Source organism: Kitasatospora sp. NPDC058046 (assembly GCF_042885595.1).
GTDB lineage: Bacteria > Actinomycetota > Actinomycetes > Streptomycetales > Streptomycetaceae > Kitasatospora.
In genome coordinates, this window is sequence record NZ_JBHVRS010000014.1 from 196,819 (window position 1) to 215,985 (window position 19,167).

The 19,167-nt window shown below is 74.0% G+C and carries 15 protein-coding genes and 1 tRNA gene; 8 read left to right on the plus strand and 8 right to left on the minus strand.

Annotated elements, in window-relative coordinates:
• Window positions 1-4: 4 nt before the first annotated feature.
• A complete protein-coding gene (locus ACFVU7_RS26815) occupies window positions 5-1,024 on the minus strand; it encodes a LysR family transcriptional regulator (protein WP_074005102.1) in 1,020 nt (339 codons plus the stop codon).
• Window positions 1,025-1,300: 276 nt separating this feature from the next.
• Here ACFVU7_RS26815 and snpA (ACFVU7_RS26820) point away from each other — a divergent pair, with 276 nt between their 5' ends.
• The 4 genes from snpA (ACFVU7_RS26820) (at window position 1,301) to ACFVU7_RS26835 (ending at window position 5,975) form a co-directional block, all read left to right on the plus strand.
• Window positions 1,301-1,951, plus strand: coding sequence for a snapalysin (gene snpA / locus ACFVU7_RS26820; protein ID WP_117487888.1), 651 nt, complete (start codon window positions 1,301-1,303; stop codon window positions 1,949-1,951).
• 312 nt (window positions 1,952-2,263) lie between these two features.
• Window positions 2,264-2,890, plus strand: coding sequence for a snapalysin (gene snpA, locus ACFVU7_RS26825; protein ID WP_049652228.1), 627 nt, complete (start codon window positions 2,264-2,266; stop codon window positions 2,888-2,890).
• 160 nt (window positions 2,891-3,050) lie between these two features.
• Window positions 3,051-3,710, plus strand: coding sequence for a pentapeptide repeat-containing protein (locus ACFVU7_RS26830; protein ID WP_049652227.1), 660 nt, complete (start codon window positions 3,051-3,053; stop codon window positions 3,708-3,710).
• Window positions 3,711-3,887: 177 nt separating this feature from the next.
• Window positions 3,888-5,975 carry a phosphocholine-specific phospholipase C gene (locus ACFVU7_RS26835; RefSeq protein WP_388047502.1) on the plus strand — a complete coding sequence of 696 codons (2,088 nt, stop codon included), beginning with the start codon at window positions 3,888-3,890 and terminating at the stop codon, window positions 5,973-5,975.
• A gap of 61 nt (window positions 5,976-6,036) precedes the next feature.
• Here the strand turns inward: ACFVU7_RS26835 and ACFVU7_RS26840 are convergent, their stop codons facing one another.
• Both ACFVU7_RS26840 and ACFVU7_RS26845 read right to left on the minus strand, forming a co-directional pair.
• Window positions 6,037-6,681, minus strand: a complete 645-nt coding sequence (locus tag ACFVU7_RS26840) for a dihydrofolate reductase family protein (RefSeq protein ID WP_388047504.1) — start codon at window positions 6,679-6,681, stop codon at window positions 6,037-6,039.
• A 128-nt stretch (window positions 6,682-6,809) separates the two neighbouring features.
• A complete protein-coding gene (locus tag ACFVU7_RS26845) occupies window positions 6,810-7,616 on the minus strand; it encodes a phosphoribosyl-dephospho-CoA transferase MdcG domain-containing protein (protein ID WP_117487882.1) in 807 nt (268 codons plus the stop codon).
• Window positions 7,617-7,800: 184 nt separating this feature from the next.
• Here ACFVU7_RS26845 and ACFVU7_RS26850 point away from each other — a divergent pair, with 184 nt between their 5' ends.
• Window positions 7,801-8,013, plus strand: a complete 213-nt coding sequence (locus ACFVU7_RS26850) for a hypothetical protein (RefSeq protein WP_380741404.1) — start codon at window positions 7,801-7,803, stop codon at window positions 8,011-8,013.
• Window positions 8,014-8,022: 9 nt separating this feature from the next.
• Here the strand turns inward: ACFVU7_RS26850 and ACFVU7_RS26855 are convergent, their stop codons facing one another.
• Complete coding sequence (locus ACFVU7_RS26855; protein ID WP_388047506.1) at window positions 8,023-11,241, minus strand: S41 family peptidase; 3,219 nt, start codon at window positions 11,239-11,241, stop codon at window positions 8,023-8,025.
• Between the two features lie 244 nt (window positions 11,242-11,485).
• On the opposite strand from ACFVU7_RS26855, the gene ACFVU7_RS26860 reads away from it, so the two are divergent.
• Together ACFVU7_RS26860 and ACFVU7_RS26865 are read left to right on the plus strand one after the other, a co-directional pair.
• Window positions 11,486-13,177: a chitinase gene (locus ACFVU7_RS26860; protein WP_388047508.1), complete on the plus strand. Its 1,692-nt coding sequence runs from the start codon at window positions 11,486-11,488 to the stop codon at window positions 13,175-13,177.
• 94 nt (window positions 13,178-13,271) lie between these two features.
• Window positions 13,272-14,462: an MFS transporter gene (locus tag ACFVU7_RS26865; RefSeq protein ID WP_380777987.1), complete on the plus strand. Its 1,191-nt coding sequence runs from the start codon at window positions 13,272-13,274 to the stop codon at window positions 14,460-14,462.
• Here the strand turns inward: ACFVU7_RS26865 and ACFVU7_RS26870 are convergent.
• The 4 genes from ACFVU7_RS26870 to ACFVU7_RS26885 form a co-directional block, all read right to left on the minus strand.
• Window positions 14,459-15,088, minus strand: coding sequence for a DJ-1/PfpI family protein (locus ACFVU7_RS26870; RefSeq protein WP_388047510.1), 630 nt, complete (start codon window positions 15,086-15,088; stop codon window positions 14,459-14,461). The genes ACFVU7_RS26865 and ACFVU7_RS26870 overlap by 4 nt on opposite strands.
• Window positions 15,088-16,059, minus strand: a complete 972-nt coding sequence (locus tag ACFVU7_RS26875; RefSeq protein ID WP_049651944.1) for a GlxA family transcriptional regulator — start codon at window positions 16,057-16,059, stop codon at window positions 15,088-15,090. Before ACFVU7_RS26875 ends, ACFVU7_RS26870 begins: the two co-directional genes overlap by 1 nt.
• A gap of 227 nt (window positions 16,060-16,286) precedes the next feature.
• Window positions 16,287-16,360: transfer RNA gene (locus ACFVU7_RS26880), tRNA-Lys, on the minus strand.
• A 74-nt stretch (window positions 16,361-16,434) separates the two neighbouring features.
• Complete coding sequence (locus ACFVU7_RS26885; RefSeq protein WP_388047511.1) at window positions 16,435-17,343, minus strand: NADP-dependent oxidoreductase; 909 nt, start codon at window positions 17,341-17,343, stop codon at window positions 16,435-16,437.
• A 190-nt stretch (window positions 17,344-17,533) separates the two neighbouring features.
• Between ACFVU7_RS26885 and ACFVU7_RS26890 the strand changes: the two genes are divergently transcribed.
• The gene (locus tag ACFVU7_RS26890; RefSeq protein WP_074005109.1) at window positions 17,534-19,117 is read left to right on the plus strand and encodes a Na+/H+ antiporter; all 1,584 of its coding nucleotides are present in this window, start codon (window positions 17,534-17,536) and stop codon (window positions 19,115-19,117) included.
• The last annotated feature ends 50 nt before the right edge of the window (window positions 19,118-19,167 follow it).

Here is a 19,167-nt window from a genome sequence, read left to right on the forward strand (position 1 = left end):
CCCGTCAGCCGACCCGGCCCAGCAGCACCGGCTCGTGCCGCGCCAGCCAGTCCAGGTAGGCCGGGTTGACCTTGGCCAGATCCAGGTAGGCGGCCCGCAGTTCGCCGTACAGCGCGTCCAGCGCGGGCGGGCTGAGCACGCGCGGACGCCAGGTGAACAGCAGCCGGACGGCCAGCGGATCCCCGTGCACCGGGCGGACCACCGTGCCGGGACCGGGCAGCGAGGTGGGCTGGCAGGGGCGGACGGCCTCGCCGGAGGCGACCAGCTCGGCGGCGGTGGCGTTGTCCCGCACCTGCACCACCCGGGGGTTGAGCCCGGCCTCGGTGAACACCCGGCGCATCGCCGCGTACTCGTGGTCGGCGGTCGGGTCGACCATCCAGGTGTCCTCGGCGAGGTCGGCCAGGTGGACGACGTCGCGGGCGGCGGCCGGGTGCCCGGCGGCGAGCGCGACGAACTGCGGCTCCCGGGCCATCAGCACCCGGTGCTCGGCGTCCGGCGGGACCCGCAGCGGGAAGCCCTCGCACTCGTGCACGAAGGCCACGTCCAGCTGGTCGGCGGCGACCATCCGCAGCAGCGCGCTGGCCGAGATGTCCACGTGGATGGTGGTGTCGGTGTCCGGCAGCCGCTCGTGCACCCGGCGCAGCCAGGCCGCGACCGCCCGGCTGCCGACGCTGCCGATCCGCAGCCGCCGCTGCCGGCCGGGTCCGGCCGAGTCCCGTGCCTCCTGGCGGGCGGCGGCCACCAGGGCGGCCATCTCGGTGATCACCGGCCGGGCCCGGGAGAGCACCGAGTGGCCGAGCGCGGTGGGCCGGCTGCCGGTCTGCTCGCGGGTGAACAGGGTGCCGCCGATGGCCCGTTCGATGCGGTGCAGCTGGGTGGTGAGGGAGGGCTGGGTCATGCCGAGCTGGAGCGCGGCCTTGCGGAGGCTGCCGCTGTCGGCGATCGCGCACAGCACCCGGAGGTGTCTCACGTCGAGCTCCACGTCGGGAGCATAGACGCCGTCGCACCCCTTCGCCAAGGACATGACAGGCATTCAAGGCATGCCGAAGGGCCGGCCGACGGACCGACCGGCTGAACGGCCGACGGATCGACCGGTGCGCCGCACGACGGCACCGGGCCGCTATGCGGTGGTGCTATCGCCGGTTGGCATCATCCGCGACGGCCCCGCCCGGGTCGAAGCTCGGGGGCAGCAACCCGCCCCTCGGCCACCGCCCGGGGCGGCCCCCACCGTGCGCCCCGGCCGGGCCCGGCCCCCATCGGGCCCCGGCGAGCCGGCGCACCGCGAAACCGGAGTCCCCACATGAAGCGATCCGTGCTGTCCGCAGCCCTGGGCCTGACCCTCGCGGCCGGCCTGGCGGTCCTGCCCGCCACCGCCGCGAACGCCGCGCCGGCCGCTCCCGCCGCCCCGGCCGTCCAGGGCTACACCCCCTCGACGTACGCCGGTTCGGCCGCGGAGGCGGCGAACAACCAGGCCTTCTTCCAGGCCGTGATGGCCTCGGCCAAGGCCAAGCAGGCCGCCAACCCCGGCCTGGCGACCGTCACCGTCACCTACGACACCGCGAACGCGCCCTCCTTCACCAGCCAGATATCCCAGGCCGCGCAGATCTGGAACAGCTCGGAGACCAACGTCCAGCTCCAGGCGGCGAGCGGCAGCGGCGACTTCTCGTACTACGAGGGCAACGACAGCCGCGGCTCCTACGCCAGCACCGACGGCCACGGCCACGGCTACGTCTTCCTCGACTACCAGCAGAACCAGCAGTACAGCTCGCTCCGCGTGGTGGCGCACGAGACCGGCCACGTGCTCGGCCTGCCCGACGACTACTCCGGCCCGTGCAGCGAGCTGATGTCGGGCGGCGGCCCCGGCCCGTCCTGCACCAACCCGTACCCCGACGGCAACGAGCGCAGCCAGGTCGACTACCTCTGGGCGAACGGTCTCGCGGCGCGGAACTGACGCGAGCGGCAAGCGGGTTCGGGGTGGCGGGCCGCTCGGCCGGAATCGAGCGGCCCGCCACCCCGGGTACTTCCCCGGACCGGAGCCTAGCCGCCGCCGGAACGGAATGCCAGGGGCACGATTGAGTCAAGGCGAGGAAAAGACAGCTCAAATCGACTCCATAGCAGGGGTATTGAACGGTGCTATCGCGGGTTGGCATCATCCGCGCACGCGCCGGGTTGCCCGAAGCTCTGGGGACACCACCCGTTGACCAGGTGTTCCCCCCGGCCGGCCCCCAACCGGCCACGTCACCTCAGGAATCGGAGCCCCCACATGAAGCGATCCGTGCTGTCCGCCACCCTCGGCCTCGCCCTCGCGGCCGGCCTCGCCGTGCTGCCCACCACCGCCGCCGCGGCCGCGACGCCGACCGCCCCGGCCGTGCAGGGCTACACCGCCACGACGTACGCGGGTTCGGCCGCGGAGGCGGCGAACAACCAGGCCTTCTTCCAGGCCGTGATGGCCTCGGCCAAGGCCAAGCAGGCCGCCAACCCGGGCCTGGCGAGCGTCACCGTCACCTACGACGCCAGCTCCGCCCCCTCCTTCCGCAACCAGATATCCCAGGCCGCGCAGATCTGGAACGGCTCGGTCGCCAACGTCAAGCTGCAGTCCGGTTCGGCCGCCGACTTCCGCTACTACGAGGGCAACGACAGCCGCGGCTCCTACGCCAGCACCGACGGCCACGGGCGCGGCTACGTCTTCCTCGACTACCAGCAGAACCAGCAGTACAGCTCGGTGCGCGTGGTGGCGCACGAGACCGGCCACGTGCTCGGCCTGCCGGACCACTACTCCGGCCCGTGCAGCGAGCTGATGTCGGGCGGCGGCCCCGGCACCTCCTGCACCAACCCGTACCCGAACACCACCGAGCGCAGCCGCGTCAACTCGCTCTGGGCGCGCGGCTGACCCGGGCGCTGAACCCCGGGCAGTGAACCCCGGACGGTGAACCCCGGACCGGCCGCCTCGGCGCGGCCGGTCCGGGGCCTCGTCGCTCCCCGGCGTTGTCGGTGCCGCGTGCGAGCATGCGGCCGAGACCCGTACGCCCCGACCGCCAGGAGCCATCGCCATGCCCCGTTCCGCCCCCGACCGGCTCGCCGACCTCCCGTACGCCGAGCTGCTGCGCCCGCACACCGGGCCGCTGCGCGCCGACGAGCGGTACGACACCGCGCACTTCGACGGCGGCGAGCACACCGACGAGTCGGGCGCCGGGGCGGCCTTCCTGGAGTGCGCCTTCACCGGTGTCGCGCTCAGCGGGGTCAAGCTGCGCCAGGCAAGGTTCAACGAGGTGTGGGTGCAGGCCGGCCGCTGGGTCGCCTGCGACCTGAGCGACTCCGAGTGGCAGGACAGCTCCTTCGTCGGCGGCGTGCTCGCCGGGGTCGCCGGGTACGGCTCGGCGCTGCGCCGGGTGGTGTTCCGGGGCTGCAAGCTGGAGGCGGTCAACCTGCGCTCGGCCGTCCTGCGGGACGTCGTCTTCGAGGACTGCCTGCTGCGCGACGTGGACTTCGGCGAGGCGAAGCTGACCGGGGTGTCCTTCCCCGGCTCCACGCTGGAGGAGGTCCGGCTGCGCGGCGCCACGCTGAGCCGGACGGACCTGCGGGGCGCCGTCCGGCTCGGCCTGGTCGACGGCCACCAGGGGCTGCGCGGGGCGGTCATCAGCTCGCTCCAACTGATGGAGCTGGCCCCCCAGTTCGCCCACGCGCTGGGGATCGAGGTCAAGGACCGCTGAGCACCTGAGCCCCTCCGCGCGTTCAGCCGGGCGTCGCTCGGTGACGCCCGGGCGAACAGTCCGCCAAACCTGCCGTCGGCACCTGGTGGGCCGGTCGGGCCGAGGTGGAGACTTCTCCGCGATCGATGGCCCCGACTTGTGCACACAACATCGCCAGCGAAGGGACGGACCGGTCTGATGGCCGAGTTGAGTCGTAGGAAGTTCGTCACGCTGTCCGGCGCCGCCGCGGCAGGCCTCGCCGTGGCCGGCACCGGAGCGGCGGGGCCCGCGGGGGCCGCCCAGGGAAGTGGCGCGGCTCCCGCTTCCACCGCCGCGCTCAGCGCGACCGGCACCATCACCGACGCCCGGCACGTGGTGATCCTGATGCAGGAGAACCGCAGCTTCGACCACTACTTCGGCACGCTGCGCGGCGTGCGCGGCTTCGCCGACCGCAGCGCCATCCAGATCTCCGGCGGCTACAGCGTCTTCAACCAGCCGAACGGCCTGCTCGCCCGCCAGTACCCGTGGCAGTTCAGTCAGACCAAGCCGGCCGGCGGAGCGGACCCGGAGCGCCTCGCCCAGTGCAACGGGGACCTCAGCCACGGATGGGGTGACCAGCACAAGGCCTGGAACGGCGGCAAGATGGACTCCTGGGTCGCCGCCAAGGGCAACGTCCGCACGCTCGGCTTCCTCACCCGCCAGGACATCCCGTTCCACTACGCCCTGGCCGAGAACTGGACCATCTGCGACGCCTACCACTGCTCCGTGCTCAGCGCGACCGGCCCCAACCGCACCTACCACTGGTCCGGCCAGATCGACCCGGCCGGCACCGCGGGCGGCCCGGCCTACGACGGCGGCGACGAGAAGGGCCTGCGCTGGCAGACCTACGCCGAGGCGCTGGAGAGCGCCGGCGTCAGCTGGAAGGTCTACCAGAACGCCGCCGACAACTACGGCGACAACGCCCTGGCGTACTTCACGAACTTCACGGGCGCCCAGGCCGGCAGCCCGCTGGCCGTCAAGGGCATGGGCTCGGTGCCCAAGGTCACCGGGCGGACCCCGGACGACATCGCCGCCGCCATCAAGGCCGACGTGCTGGCCGGGACGCTGCCGCAGGTGAGCTGGATCGTCCCCGACCAGGCCTCCTCCGAGCACCCGTACGCCACCCCGGTGGACGGCGCGCACTTCGTCCACATGGTGATCGACGCGCTCAACGCGGACCCGAACGTCTTCGACTCGTCCGTCCTGTTCATCAACTACGACGAGAACGACGGCTTCTTCGACCACGTCCCGCCGCCCGCCGCCCCGGCCGGCACCCCGGGCGAGTTCTACAACGGCACCAACATCGGCCTCGGCTTCCGCGTCCCGCTCATCGCCGTCTCGCCCTGGACCCGCGGCGGCTGGGTCAACTCCGAGACCTTCGACCACACCTCGGTGCTGCGCTTCCTGGAGACCTGGACCGCCGCCCTCGGCAAGCCCGCCACCTGCCCGAACATCAGCGACTGGCGCCGCCGCGTCTGCGGCGACCTCACCAGCGTGTTCGACTTCGCCAACCCGGTCTACGGCCTGCCCGCGCTGCCCGACACCTCGCAGACCATCGGCCTGTCCGCCTGCGGCCCGCTGCCCAACCCGGCCCCGGTGAACAACCAGCTCCCGGTGCAGGAGTCCGGCACCCGCCCCGCGCGCGCCCTGCCGTACCAGCCGAACGCCAACCTGGACCACCTGGAGTTCGGCTCCGGCGGGGTGATGAAGGTCTGGATCGCGATGGACAACGGGGGCGCCACCGCCACCAAGTCCGCCCACTTCGCGGCCTACGCCAACGCCTACCGCGGCGGCGGTCCCTGGCAGTACACGGTGGACCCGGGCGGCAGCACCAGCGACTTCTTCAACTGCGGCACCAACTTCGGCGGCGGCCCGTACGACCTCACGGTGGTCGGCCCCAACCGCTTCCTGCGCCGCTTCAAGGGCGACGCGACGAAGGCGGGCAAGAACGCTGCTGTCACCGCCTCGTACGCCGTCGAACCGGGCACCGGCAAGCTCGCGCTCTACTTCAAGCTCGCCAACTCCGGCAGCACCCCGATCACGTTCACGATCGCGTCCAACAACTACCGGACGGACGGCCCCTGGACGTACCAGGTCCCGGCCGGCGGCAGCGTGAGCGACTTCTTCAACGCCGTGGCGTACAGCAACGGCTGGTACGACTTCACCGTGACGGTGGATGCGGACAGCACCTGGTCCCAGCGCTTCACCGGCCACCTGGAGACGGGTGCGGCGAGCATCACCGGCTGACCGTCGTTCCCACCGCGCCGAACGGGGCCCCACTCCTCCGCCGAGAAGTGGGGCCCCCGTGTCACCGCCGCCAGAACAGGTGGTGCGCCACGCCGCTCGGGCTGGGGACGACCTCCAGGTGGAACCGGTCGAGCAGCTCGTCGGGGGAGTCCCAGAGCTTCAGCCCGGTGCCGAGTTCCAGCGGGGAGACCGCGACGTGCAGGGTGTCCACGAGGTCGGCGTCGAGGAACTGGCGGATGGTGGTGACCCCGCCGCCGAGGCGGACGTCCTTGCCGTCGGCGGCCTCCCGGGCCTGCTTGAGGACGGTGGCCGGATCGCCGTCGACGAAGTGGAAGGTGGTGTCGGAGAGCGTGAACGACGGCCGGGTGTGGTGGGTCATGACGAACACCGGCGTACGGAACGGCGGCTCGGCACCCCACCAGCCAAGCCACTCGTGGTCCTGCCACGGGCCGCGCTGGGGCCCGAACTTGTTGCGGCCCATGATCTCGGCGCCGATGTTGCGGTCGAAGTCCCGGGTGAAGTAGTCGTCCAGGCCCCGGCTGCCGCCGGGGTCGGTGCGCATCGGCCAGCTCGCGGTGGCCCCGGCCCAGGAGAAGAGCCGCTCGGGGCGGTCGAGGCCGAACGGCAGCTCGAAGCTCTGGTGCTCGCCGGCCGCGACGCCGTCAGCGGAGACGTTGAAGTTCATCACTCTGAGTAGTTGGTCCATGACTGGAGCTCCTGTCCTGTGATCGTGCGGCGGGGTGCCGCACACCGGGACGTCGGAGCGGACCCGGCGGGATTGACATCGGGCCCGGGATTCTTTCGAGGACTTTTCTCGGGGGCGGTCCGGGCCCGTCAGGCGAACGGGCCCCGGGGGAACCACGGGTCGTGGACCTCGCGGGGCCCGTCCGGGGTCAGCAGGGTGAGGCCGAGCGCGCCGGAGGCGTACTCGGCGAGCTGCACCGAGCCGTGCCGGGTCTCCAGTTCGGCCTGCACGGGCACCGGCAGCTTGGTCAGGGCCCGCCGCAGCTGCAGGGCGTCCCGCCGGCTGATCGGCTGCGGCGCGCGCAGCACCAGCCGCAGCGGGCTCATCGGCCCGGCCACCGGCACGCCGCTGCCCAGCTCGTAGCCGACCGCGCCGATCGGGCCCCAGGGCAGCCGGTGGTCCGCGACCAGCCGGCCGACCTCGGGCAGCAGGGCCAGGGCCGGGATGCCGGCGAGCCGTTCGGGGGCCAGATGCCCGCGCCGGTCGGGGAGCTGTTCGGGCCGCAGGGTCCGGGCCACCGCCGCCCAGGGGGCCAGGGCGTCCAGCCGCTGGCCCGGGCGCGGGCCGCGCACGGTCACCGGGAACCACAACTCGGGCGCGGCCTCCGGGTCCCGGGTGCAGCGCTGGGGGTGCGGCAGGTCCACCGGGTTGCCGACCACGGCGGGCGCCCGGCCGACCGTCACCCAGGGGTGCGCCCGCAGCACGGCCCGTGCCCAGTCCGGCAGTTCGCCGCCCGCGAGGGGCCGCAGCGAGCTGGGGCACTGCATCAGCAGCAGGTCGTGGGCGCCGGGCAGCCGGCCGTCCAGGGCGGCCAGCGGGCCGACCCGCCGGCGCGGTCCGTCGTGCTGGTCCTCGGCGGTGCGCCGGGCGGGGCTTCCGGGGTGTACGACGGTCACTGCGGGCTCCAGGGGGTGGCGTGGATGTCGCCGACGGCCACCACCCTCCGCCCGTCCGGTGGCTCCCGGCTACGGCCCTTGGACGCGTTCACCAGGGACCAAAGGCTCAAGGTGCGCCCGTCCGTGCCCGGTGTGAGAGTGGGGGACAGCCCGGCATTCCGTCGTTCCCCCCGGAGGAGGAGCCATGGGCATCTTCGACAGGTTGTTCCACCGGCCGCAGCACGAGTCCGCCGGGCAGGAGTCCGCCCAGCGGGCCGCCCTCGCCCACGACGAGGCCGCCGACGCGTACGGCGACGACATCGAGCGCACCCGGGAGCAGCAGGAACGGCTCGCCCAGGAGGAGGCCGACCGGCGCGCCGCCGAGAACATGACCGCCGAGGGCGACCCCTGGGGCTGAGCCCGGAGCTCAGGCCGTACGCGGCGGCAGCGGCGGGCGGCGCAGGTCCGGCCGGGGGGTGTCGGCGGACGGCGGCTCGGCGGCGGGGGCGTCCTCCAGCAGCTCCAGGGCCAGCTGGACGGCGGCGACCAGCTCCGGGTGGCGCCCCCGGGCCCAGTCGCGCGGGGTGCGCAGCACGTGCACGTCCGGTTCGACACCCCGGTTCTCCACTGTCCAGCCGAGCCCGCCGCCGAACCAGGAGGCGTTCTTCGGCACCGAGATCTGGGTGCCGTCGCCGAGGGTGTGCCGCCCGCTCATCCCGACCACCCCGCCCCAGGTGCGGGCGCCGACCACCGGGCCGAGCCCGAGCAGCTTGATCGCCGCGATGATCACGTCGCCGTCGGAGCTGGTGGCCTCGTCGGCCAGCGCCACCAGGGGTCCGCGCGGTGCGTGCCGGGGCCAGCGGACCGGGCGGCGGTCCCGGGTGAAGTCCCAGGCCAGGACGTGCCGGGAGAGCTTCTCCAGGACGAGTTCGGAGACGTTGCCGCCGGCGTTGCCGCGGACGTCCAGGACCAGCGCGGGCTTGTCCAGTTCGCGCCGCAGGTCCCGGTTGAACTGTGCCCAGCCGGAGCCGCCGAGGTCCGGGATGTGCAGGTAGCCGCACCGCCCGTCGCTGAACTCGCGGACCAGGGAACGCCGTTTGGCCACCCAGTCCTGGTAGCGGATGGGCCGCTCGTCGACCAGCGGGGTGATCACGATCCGCCGCACCGGGCCGTCCGGGGCGCCGCGCAGGGCCAGTTCGAGCGTCGTGCCGCCGGTGCCGGCCAGCAGCGGCAGCGGTCCGCGCAGCGGGTCCACCGGGCGGCCGCCGACCTCCAGGAACTCGTCGCCGTCCCGCACGCCCTGGGCGGCGAGCGGGGCGCGGGCGCGCGGGTCGGAGGTCTCGCCGGGCAGCACCCGGTCGACCAGCCAGCGGCCGTCGGGGGAGCGGTGGGCGTTGGCGCCGAGCAGGCCGAGCGGCTGCTGGGCGAGCACCGGGCCCTCGGCGCGCCGGGAGGGGGTGACGTAGGCGTGCGAGGTGCCGAGTTCGCCGAGGAGTTCGCGCAGCAGGTCGGCGAAGTCGTCGGGGGAGCAGACCCGGTCCAGCAGCGGCTCGTACTGGGCGACCAGCGCGGGCCAGTCCAGGCCGGACATCCGCTCGTCCCAGAACTGGTCCCGGACGATCCGGGCCGCCTCGTGGTAGGCCTGGCGCCACTCGGCGGCCGGGTGCACGGTGTGGGTGATCCGGCGCAGGTCGACGGTGGTGCCGGCGGTGGGGGCGGCGACCGGGACCACCCGCAGCGTCCCGGCCGAGTACACCGCGATCGAGCCGCCGTCCCCGGAGACCGCGTAGCCGTCCAGCTTGTCGACCAGCGTGCTGCGGGTGCCCCGGGCCAGGTCGAAGTGCTCCAGCGAGGGGCGCCCCGAGGTGTCCTCCGGGCTGGCGAAGGTCTGCCCGAGGGTGCCGGAGATCGGCCAGCGCAGCCAGACCAGGCCGCCGCGCACCGCGTCGGTGGCCGAGTACTTGGAGGCGATCACCGGGAACTGGAGCAGCCGCTCGCCGATGCCCTCCGGGTCGACCTGGACGGTGCCGTCGCCGCCGTCGCCGTGCGCGGCGCCGTCCTCGGGCGGGGCGGTGAACGGTGAGGGGGTGTCGGCGGCGAGCGGGACGAGGTACGGGCGGCAGCCGACCGGGAAGGAGAGGTCGCCGGTGTGCACGTCGTGGACCGGGTCGAAGCCGCGCCAGGACAGGAAGGCCAGGTAGCGGCCGTCCCGGGTGAACACCGGCTGCTCGTCCTCGAACCGGCCGTCGGTGACGTCGGTGGTCGCCGCGGAGGCGTCGGCGCGGGTGAGCCGGATGCGGCGCAGCGAGCGCCCGGCGACCGGCTCGGACCAGGCGGTCCAGTGCGAGTCGGGGGAGAAGCGGGCGCCGGTGACCGGCCCGTAGCCGGAGGCGGCCAGTTCGCGCACCCCGCCGTCGGCGGCGGAGACCAGCAGCAGCCGCCCGTCCGAGGTGGTGGCGGCGAGCCGGCTGCCGTCGGGGGAGGCGGTGAGCTCCAGGACGCGGCCGATCCGCCCGGCGGCGAGCACCCGGTGGCGGTGCTGCTCCGAGCGGGGGTGCCCCGGCAGCGGCACCACCTCGATCGCGTCGGCGCCCTCGGCGTCGGTGACCCAGGCCGCCTCGCCGGTGTGCCCGAGCAGCACCGGCAGCCGGGTGCGCACCCCGGGGGTGTCGGCGAGCGCCCGGGCCGGGCCGTCCTTGTGGGTGAGCCAGTACTGGCTGCCGCGCACGGTGACCACCCCGGCCCGGCCGGTCTGGTCGCAGGCGAGATCCTTGACCTGGCCGGCGGCGCTGACCTGGTACGGGCGGCGGCCGGCCCGGGCGCCGCCGAGCGGGACGTGCAGCCGGCGCGGGGCGGGGGCGGCCAGGTCATCCAGCAGCCAGAGGTCGCCGGCGTGCTGGTAGACGATCCGGGTGCCGTCGGTGGCGGCCTCGCGGGCGTAGTAGGAGGCGTGGTCGGTGTGCCGGCGCAGGTCGGTGCCGTCCGGGCGGCAGGAGTAGACGTTGCCGATGCCCTCGTGGTCGGAGAGGAAGGCGATCCGGTCGCCGAGCGGGCCGCCGACCGGCATCGGCGCGGCGAGGTGCCCGGTGTGCCCGGGCAGGATCCGGTCGCCGTCCACCCAGAGCCGGCCGGTGGCGCCGCCCCGGTAGCGCTTCCAGGCGGCCGGCCCGTGCGGGGCGGCGCCGGTGAGCAGTACGGTCCGCTCGCGGCTCATCTGGGCGTCGCCGACCGGCCCCCAGGGCATCCGGCGGCCGGGGGAGCCGTCCGGCGGCAGGGCGTGCGCCCAGGTGTAGTGGCCGAAGGGCTCGTGGTAGGAGGTGACGGCCAGCACCTCGCCGTCCGGCAGCCAGCCGCGCACCCGGGTGTCCTGGCTGCCCCAGAAGCTGAGCCGGTCCGCCGGGCCGCCCTCGACCGGGGCGGTCCACACCTCGGGGGTCAGGGCGAGCCAGCTGGTCCAGGCGAGGGTGGTGCCGTCGGGGGAGAAGCGGGGGTGGCTGACCCGGGTGCGGTCGCAGCCGACCCGCCAGGCCCGGCCGGTGCCGCCGCCGTCGGCGTCCAGCGGGGCGATCCAGACGTCGTCCTCGGCGGTGAAGGTGAGCAGGCCGCCGTGCAGGTGGGGGTGGCGGAGGTAGCCGGGCGGGGTCACGCCTCCATCCTTCGACGGGGTGTCACCTCCGGCAACCGGAGGCAACCGGGGGTGGCCGGGGGCGGCCGGGCGCCAGCGGGCCGGGGCCGCCCGAACCGGTCTGGACCATTGACACCTCCCGGCCGGATCCACTTCAGTGGTCTAGTCCAACTTGGGTGCCAGGCCGGGCCGTTCCCCCCACTGGCCCGTGCTCCGGCGTGCCCTCGGACGTCCCCCACGACCGCGCCATCGCAGGAGCACCCGCATGCGCAGAACCCTTCCCGGACAACGCCGCGCCACCATCGCGGCCGGCACCGCCTCCGCCGTCGCCGCGGCCACGCTGGTCGGCGTCACACTCGGCCTGGCGCCCACCGCCTCGGCCGGCGAGTTCCTGGTCAACGGCGGCTTCGAGTCCGGCTCACTCGGCCCCTGGAGCTGCTCCGGCAACTCCGGCAGCGTCGTCACCAGCCCGGTGCACGGCGGCAGTCGCGCGCTCGCCGCGGCCGCCACGGCCGGCGACACCGCCCAGTGCGGCCAGACCGTCACCGTCGCCCCGAACACCACCTACATGCTCAGCGCCTACGTCAACGGCTCGTACGTCTACCTGGGCGTGGACGGCGGCGGCCCGAGCACCTGGACCCCGGGCACCGGCGGCTCGTACCAGAAGCTCAGCCTCAGCTTCACCACCGGCGCCACCCAGACCAGCGCCACCGTCTACACCCACGGCTGGTACGGCCAGGGCACCTACTACGCGGACGACATCTCGCTGGACGGGCCGGGCGCGCCCAGCCCGACGCCCACGCCGACGCCCACCGGGACGGCCTCGCCGACCGCCTCGCCGACCGCGACCCCGACGGGCACCCCGACCGGGACGCCCACCGGCACCCCGACCAGCACGCCCACGGGCACCCCCACGGGGACGCCCACCAGCCCGCCCGCCGGCAGCCACGCCCTGGTCGGCTACCTGCACGCGAGCTTCGCCAACGGCGCCGGCTACACCCGGATGGCCGACGTCCCGAACTCCTGGGACTTCATCAACCTGTCCTTCGGCGAGCCCACCTCCGTCACCTCCGGCGACATCCGCTTCAACCGCTGCCCGGCCACCGAGTGCCCGACCGTCGAGTCGGACGACGAGTTCAAGGCCGCCATCGCCGCCAAGCGGGCCCAGGGCAAGAAGGTGCTGATCTCGATCGGCGGCCAGAACGGCCAGGTCCAGCTGACCAGCACCGCCGCCCGGGACACCTTCGTCAGCTCGGTCTCGGCGATCATCGACAAGTGGGGCCTGGACGGCCTGGACATCGACTTCGAGGGCCACTCGCTCTCCCTCAACACCGGTGACACCGACTTCAGGAACCCGACCAGCCCGGTCATCGTCAACCTGATCTCCGCGGTGAAGACCCTCAAGGCCAAGTACGGCCCGGGCTTCGTGCTGACCATGGCGCCGGAGACCTTCTTCGTCCAACTCGGCTACCAGTACTACGGATCCGGCCCCTGGGGCGGCCAGGACCCGCGCGCCGGGGCGTACCTGCCGGTCATCCACGCGCTGCGCGACGACCTCACCCTGCTGCACGTCCAGGACTACAACTCCGGCTCCATCATGGGCCTGGACAACCAGTACCACTCGATGGGCGGCGCCGACTTCCACGTCGCGATGACCGACATGCTGCTCAAGGGCTTCCCGGTGGCGGGCAACGCGAACAACGTGTTCCCGGCGCTGCCCGCCTCCAAGGTCGCCATCGGCATGCCGGCCACCACCAACGCGGGCAACGGCTACGTCGCCCCGGCCGAGGTGAACAAGGCGCTCGACTGCCTCACCAAGCTGGCCAACTGCGGCACCTACGTGCCGCGTTCGGGCGCGCAGCCGAACCTGCGCGGGCTGATGACCTGGTCGATCAACTGGGACCGGTTCGGCGGCCAGGAGTTCTCCAAGAACTTCAACGGCTACTTCGGCCGCTGAGCAGCCGAGTCCCGGCCCGGCTGATCCGCTGACCCGGCCGCCCGCGGGACCGTGCTTGAACCTGACACCGGTGTGAGGTCCAAGCATGGTCCCCATGGCGACCACACAGCTCACCACCCCGGTACCCCCCAAGCCCTTCCCGCTCCCCGCCCTGCTCGCCCTGGCCACCGCCGTCTTCGTCACCGGTCTCACCGAGAACCTGCCCGCCGGGGTGCTGCCCGGGATGAGCGAGGCACTCGGGGTCAGCGAGTCCGCGGCCGGGCAGACCGTCACCGTCTACGCGATCGGCTCCGCCGTCACCGCGATCCCGCTCAGCGCGGCCACCGCCGGCTGGGGCCGCAAGCGGCTGCTGCTCACCGCGATGGCGGGCTTCGCGGTGGCCAACACCGTCACCGCGGTCTCCACCAACTACCCGCTCACGCTCGCCGCCCGCTTCCTCGCGGGCGTCGCGGCCGGCCTTGCCTGGGCCCTGCTGGCGGGGTACGCGCGCCGGCTGGTGCCGGTCGACCAGCAGGGCCGGGCCATGGCGGTGGCGATGGCGGGCGTGCCGGTCGCGCTGTCGCTGGGAGTGCCGGTCGGCACCTTCCTCGGGCAGGTGCTCGCCTGGTGGGTGCCCTTCCTGGCCATGACGGCACTGGCGGTCGCCGTGATCGGCTGGATCGCGGCGCTGCTGCCGGACCAGCCCGGGCAGCCGGCCGGTGAGCGGACACCGGTCCGGGACGCGCTCACCGTGCCCGGCGTCCGGCCGGTGCTCACCGTGACGGTGCTCTGGGTGCTCGCGCACACCATCCTGTTCACCTACATCGCGCCCTTCCTGGACCGGGCCGGCCTCGGCGGCGCCACCGGCACCGTGCTGCTGGTCTTCGGGCTGGCCTCGCTGGCGAGCGTCTGGCTGGTCGGCGCCCACATCCACCGCCGGCTGCGGCAGCTGACGATCGGCGGCGCGCTGCTGGTCGCCGTGACCGCGGCCGTCCTCGCGGTGGCGTCCGGCAGCACGCCGCTGGTGTACGCCGCGGCGCTGTTCTGGGGCCTCGGCTGGGGCGGCGCCCCGACCCTGCTCCAGACCGCCCTCGGCGACGCGGGCGGGGAGCGGGCGGACGCCGCCCAGGCCGTCCTGGTGACCCTGTGGAACGCCGCGATGGCGGGCGGCGGCGTGCTCGGCGGCCTGGTCCTGAGCGGCCTGGGCACCGGCGCCCTGCCCTGGACGGTGCTCGCGCTGATGCTCCCCGTCCTCGCGGTGGCCACCGCCGCCCGCCGGCACGCCTTCCCGTCGGTCCGGAGTTAGCCCCGCATCAGCCGGTTCACCTCCTCGACCACCTCGGGGGACGCCTTCGCGAGCGCGCCGGAGTCGTACGGCGGCTGGGGGTCGTACTCGATCAGCAGCTGGATCGCCTGGGCGACGGTGTCCCCGGCGATCCGGCCGGCCAGCGTCAGCGCGAGGTCGATCCCGGCCGAGACCCCGGCGGCGATGGCGTACTTGCCGTCGATGACGACCCGCTCCGTCCCGGTCGGCTCCGCCCCGTACCCGGGCAGCCGGTCGAGGACGCCCCAGTGGGAGGTGGCCCGGCGGCCCTCCAGCAGTCCGGCGGCGCCCAGGATCAGCGAGCCGGAGCAGACCGAGGTGGTCCAGGTGGTGGTCGCGTCGATCCGGCGCACCCAGTCGAGCACGGCCCGGTCCTTCAGTTGGGCCTCCGTCCCGGGCCCGCCGGGCACCAGCAGCAGGTCGGCCGAGTCGACCTCGTCCAGGGCGGCGTCCGCGGTGAGCGCCAGGCTGTGCAGGTCGTTGCGGACCGGCCCGCGTTCGGCGGCGGCGAACACCACCTCGGCGCCGGGGAGCCGGGACAGCACCTCGTACGGGCCGACCGCGTCCAGGGTGGTGAACTCGGGGTAGAGCAGGATGGCGATGCGCATCAGTGACCTCCAGTGGGTTCGGGTCGGAAGCGGCGTCGGTACTCGGCGGGCGGGGCGGCCAGGGCCCGGACGAAGGCGCGCCGCATCGCCTCCGGGGTGCCGTAGCCGCAGGAGCGCGCGATCTCCTCGATGCCGTGGTCGGTGTCCTCCAGCAGCCGCCGGGCGGCCTCCAGCCGGACCCCGTCCACGTACCGGCCCGGGGTCACCCCCACCTCGGCGGCGAAGGCCCGGGCGAAGTGCCGCGGCGACAGCGCCGACCGGTCGGCCAGCGCCTCGACCGAGAGGTCGGCCTCCGGGTGCTCGGCGATCCACCGCTGCACCTCGCGCAGCGGCTGCCGGGCCGCCACCTGGGCGGCCAGCTGGGTGCTGAACTGGGCCTGGTTGCCCGGCCGGCGCAGGAAGACCACCAGGTGGCGGGCGACCAGCAGGGCCGTCTCGCGCCCGAGGTCCTCCTCGACCAGGGCCAGCGCCAGGTCGATCCCGGCGGTGACCCCGGCCGAGGTGGCGATCCGGCCGTCCCGGACGTGGATCGGGTCCGGGTCCACCTCGACGTCCGGGAACCGCCGGGCCAGCTCCTCGCCGTAGGCCCAGTGGGTGGTCGCCCGGCGCCCGGCCAGCAGTCCGGCCTCGGCGAGCAGGAAGGCCCCGGTGCACACCGACACCACCCGCTCGGCCGCTCCGGCCAGCTCCCGGATCCGCTCCACCAGGGCCGGGTCCGGGCGCCCGGTGTCCATCCCGCCGGGAACCAGCAGGGTGTCCACCGGCCCGACCCCGGCCAGGTCCGCGTCCGGCAGCAGCCGCAGTCCGCTGTGGCTGCGCACCGGCCCGCCGCCGGGGGAGGCGGTGGTGACCCGGTAGGCCGCGGGCTGCCCGGCGGCCCGGCCCGCCCCCGCGAACACCTCCAGGGGGCCGGTCACATCGAGGCTCTGCACGCCCTCGAAGAGGACGATGACCACGCTGTGCGCTCTCATGCGGCCAGCCTCCCAACGGGGAGCGGTGGCAGCAATGACCTGCTTCCCACCTTTCCTGCCATCCGGCGCGTGCGGGAGCGAGGGTGGGGGCGCGTGCGGCGGCGCGGGACCGGAGGGGCGCGCGGGCGGACGGCGGGACCCGTACGGGCGTACGGCGGAAACCGCGCGGGCGTACGCCGAAACGCCGGAAGGCCCCCCGCTCTCGCGAAGGGCCTTCCGGCTGTCTGTGCGCCGCCAGGGACTCGAACCCCGGACCCGCTGATTAAGAGTCAGCTGCTCTAACCAACTGAGCTAGCGGCGCCTGCTGACGTGGAGAACATTACCTGGTCAGCGGCTGAAACTCACAATCGGCCCGGGGCGGGGAGCCCGGCGCGCTCACATGGTCAGCACCACCTTGCCCCGGACGTGCCCGGAGCCGACCAGCCGGTGGGCCTGGGCGACCCGCTCGATCGGGAACGACTCCTCGACCTCCAGCCGCAGTGCGCCGGCCTCCCAGAGCTTCACCAGCTCGGCCAGCCGCCCGGCCGTCCGCTCGCCCCGCAGCTGCCGGACGCCCAGCCGCTCGGCGCCCGGGTAGTCGACCACGGTGCCGATCCGGTCCCGGTCGGCGACCAGTTCGACGGAGGCCTCCAGGGCGCCCCGCCCGGCGGCGTCGAAGGCCGCGGTCACCCCCTGCGGCGCCGCCGCCCGGACCCGCTCCACCAGCCCCTCGCCGTACGTGACCGGTACCGCGCCCAGTTCCCGCAGGTACGCGTGGTTGCGCTCGCTCGCGGTGCCGACCACGGTGGCGCCCCAGGCGCGGGCCAGCTGGACGGCGACCGTGCCGACCCCGCCCGCGGCGCCGTGCACCAGCACGGTGTCGCCCGGGCCGACGCCCAGCTCGGTGAGCGCCAGGTGCGCGGTCTGGCCGGAGGCGGAGAGCGAGCCGGCCTGCTCCCAGGGCATCCCGGCGGGCTTGGCGACCAGCCGGCCGGCGTCGACCACGACCCGGTCGGCCTGGCAGCCCAGCATCCGGAAGCCCAGCACCTCGTCCCCGACCCGCCAGTCGCCGGCGTCCGGACCGAGGGCGTCCACCACCCCGGCGAACTCGTTGCCGAGGACGAACGGCGGCTCGACCGCCAGGCCCGGCGGACGGAACCCCTCCCGGATCGCGAGGTCCACCGGCTGCACCCCGGCCGTGTACACCCGTACCCGTACCTCGCCCGGCCCGGGCTCCGGGTCGGGCACCTCGGTGACCCGTAGGACCTCAGGACCGCCGCTCCCCGTCACGGTGACCGCTTTCATGCCTTTTCCCGCCCCTTCTCGATCCTTCTCGAACCTTCGTGAGCCTTCTTGATCCATCCGTTGTCGACGATCCTCGGGCCTGAAGTGCGCTTGAGGTCAAGCTTTTGTTCAGCGTGTCGACACTGATGGGCGCATTGTCAGATTTATCCTGGACGGCGCTCAGCCGTCCGTCGTCGAGAGGAACCTCCCCGTGGGCCAGCTGCCCCTGTTCTTCCTGGTGCTGCTCGCCTCCGTGGTGACCATGCCGCTCGGTCGGAAGACCGGAGTGCCACAACCGGTGCTGATGACCCTGCTCGGCATCGTCATGGCGCTCGTCCCGCAGATCCCGGACGTCAGCATCGAACCCGAGCTGATCCTCCCGCTGGTCCTGCCGCCGCTGATCTTCGCGGTGGCCCGGCGCTCCTCGGTGCGCTACTTCAAGGCCAACGCCCGCTCGATCCTGCTGCTGGCGATCGGCCTGGTGGTGGTCACCACGGTCGCCGTGGCCGGTGCCGTGCACTGGCTGCTGCCCGCCCTGCCGCTGGCCGCCGCCATCGCGGTCGGCGCGCTGGTCTCCCCGCCCGACCCGGTCGCCGCCGTCGCGGTGGCCGGCAGCGTCGGGCTGCCCCGCCGCCTGGTGGCGATCCTGGAGAGCGAGGGGCTGTTCAACGACGTCACCGCGATCGTCATCTACTCGCTGTCCATCGAGGCCATGGTCAGCGGCGACTTCTCGGGCGGCGACGCGGTGCTGCGCTTCGTGCTGTCCGCGGTGCTGGCCGTGGTGGTCGGCGTCGCGCTCGGCTGGGTCAACACCAAGCTCGCCGAGCGCCTGGACGACCCGACCCAGCAGGTCGCGCTCAACCTGCTGGTGCCCTTCGCCGCCTACACCCTGGCCGAGGAGATCCACGGCTCCGGCGTGCTCGCCGTCGTGGTCTGCGCGCTCTACCTCGCCGAGCGGGCCTCCGACGCGGACGCCGTCGCCTACCGGCTGGTCGGCAACGCCTTCTGGGAGGTGGTCGAGATCCTGATCACCGGCGTCGCCTTCGGACTGATCGGCCTGGAGCTGGCCACCGTGCTCAAGGAGGCCGGCCGCGGCTGGACCGGCTTCATCGGCGACGCCGCCGTGGTCATCGCGGTGGTCGTGGCGGTCCGGCTGCTCTGGCTGCTGCCGGCCGGCTGGCTGTCGAAGCGGCTGCGCTCCGGCGACGAGGAGGACACGCCGTTCAGCTGGAAGGAGAGCGTGATCCTCTGGTGGTCCGGCATGCGCGGCGTGGCCACCGTCGCCCTGGCGCTCGCCATCCCGCTCACCCTGCACTCCGGCGAGGACTTCCCCGAGCGCGGCCGGCTGGTCTTCATCGCCTTCAGCGTGGTGCTCTTCACCCTGTTGGTGCAGGGCCTCACCCTGCCCTGGCTGGCCAAGCGGTTCGAGCTGGACATCGACCAGGACAAGCACGAGCAGGCGGTGCGCCAGCTCTGGTGGCGGGCCGCCAAGGCCGGGCTCAACCGGCTCGGCGAACTGGAGGAGCAGGACCGGCTGCCCGCCGAGGTCGCCGACCGCCTGCGGGACCGTCAGCACGACCGGCTGGCCCGGCTCTGCCCGGAGAACTACGCCGAGGAGGAGGCCGCCGAGGCCAAGCTGCGGATGGCCCAGTGGCGGGCCGCCCGGGACGTCGAGCAGGAGATGATCGCCGCCTCCCGCCGCGAGATGCTCGCCGCCCGCAGCGAGCCCGGCGCCGATCCGGAGCTGGTCGACGAGGTGCTGCGCGGACTCGACCTGCGCTCCGAACGGAAGTGACGGGGCGGCAGCCGGGGCCGGGCGGAATGCGCACGACCGGCCCCGGGGTT

What these genes read in the sequence shown, in the direction of transcription:
- ACFVU7_RS26815 (WP_074005102.1), bottom strand. Translation starts at nt 1,024, where the DNA reads ATGTCCTTGGCGAAGGGGTGCGACGGCGTCTATGCTCCCGACGTGGAG.
- snpA (WP_117487888.1), top strand. Translation starts at nt 1,301, where the DNA reads ATGAAGCGATCCGTGCTGTCCGCAGCCCTGGGCCTGACCCTCGCGGCC.
- snpA (WP_049652228.1), top strand. Translation starts at nt 2,264, where the DNA reads ATGAAGCGATCCGTGCTGTCCGCCACCCTCGGCCTCGCCCTCGCGGCC.
- ACFVU7_RS26830 (WP_049652227.1), top strand. Translation starts at nt 3,051, where the DNA reads ATGCCCCGTTCCGCCCCCGACCGGCTCGCCGACCTCCCGTACGCCGAG.
- ACFVU7_RS26835 (WP_388047502.1), top strand. Translation starts at nt 3,888, where the DNA reads ATGGCCGAGTTGAGTCGTAGGAAGTTCGTCACGCTGTCCGGCGCCGCC.
- ACFVU7_RS26840 (WP_388047504.1), bottom strand. Translation starts at nt 6,681, where the DNA reads ATGGACCAACTACTCAGAGTGATGAACTTCAACGTCTCCGCTGACGGC.
- ACFVU7_RS26850 (WP_380741404.1), top strand. Translation starts at nt 7,801, where the DNA reads ATGGGCATCTTCGACAGGTTGTTCCACCGGCCGCAGCACGAGTCCGCC.
- ACFVU7_RS26860 (WP_388047508.1), top strand. Translation starts at nt 11,486, where the DNA reads ATGCGCAGAACCCTTCCCGGACAACGCCGCGCCACCATCGCGGCCGGC.
- ACFVU7_RS26865 (WP_380777987.1), top strand. Translation starts at nt 13,272, where the DNA reads ATGGCGACCACACAGCTCACCACCCCGGTACCCCCCAAGCCCTTCCCG.
- ACFVU7_RS26870 (WP_388047510.1), bottom strand. Translation starts at nt 15,088, where the DNA reads ATGCGCATCGCCATCCTGCTCTACCCCGAGTTCACCACCCTGGACGCG.
- ACFVU7_RS26875 (WP_049651944.1), bottom strand. Translation starts at nt 16,059, where the DNA reads ATGAGAGCGCACAGCGTGGTCATCGTCCTCTTCGAGGGCGTGCAGAGC.
- ACFVU7_RS26885 (WP_388047511.1), bottom strand. Translation starts at nt 17,343, where the DNA reads ATGAAAGCGGTCACCGTGACGGGGAGCGGCGGTCCTGAGGTCCTACGG.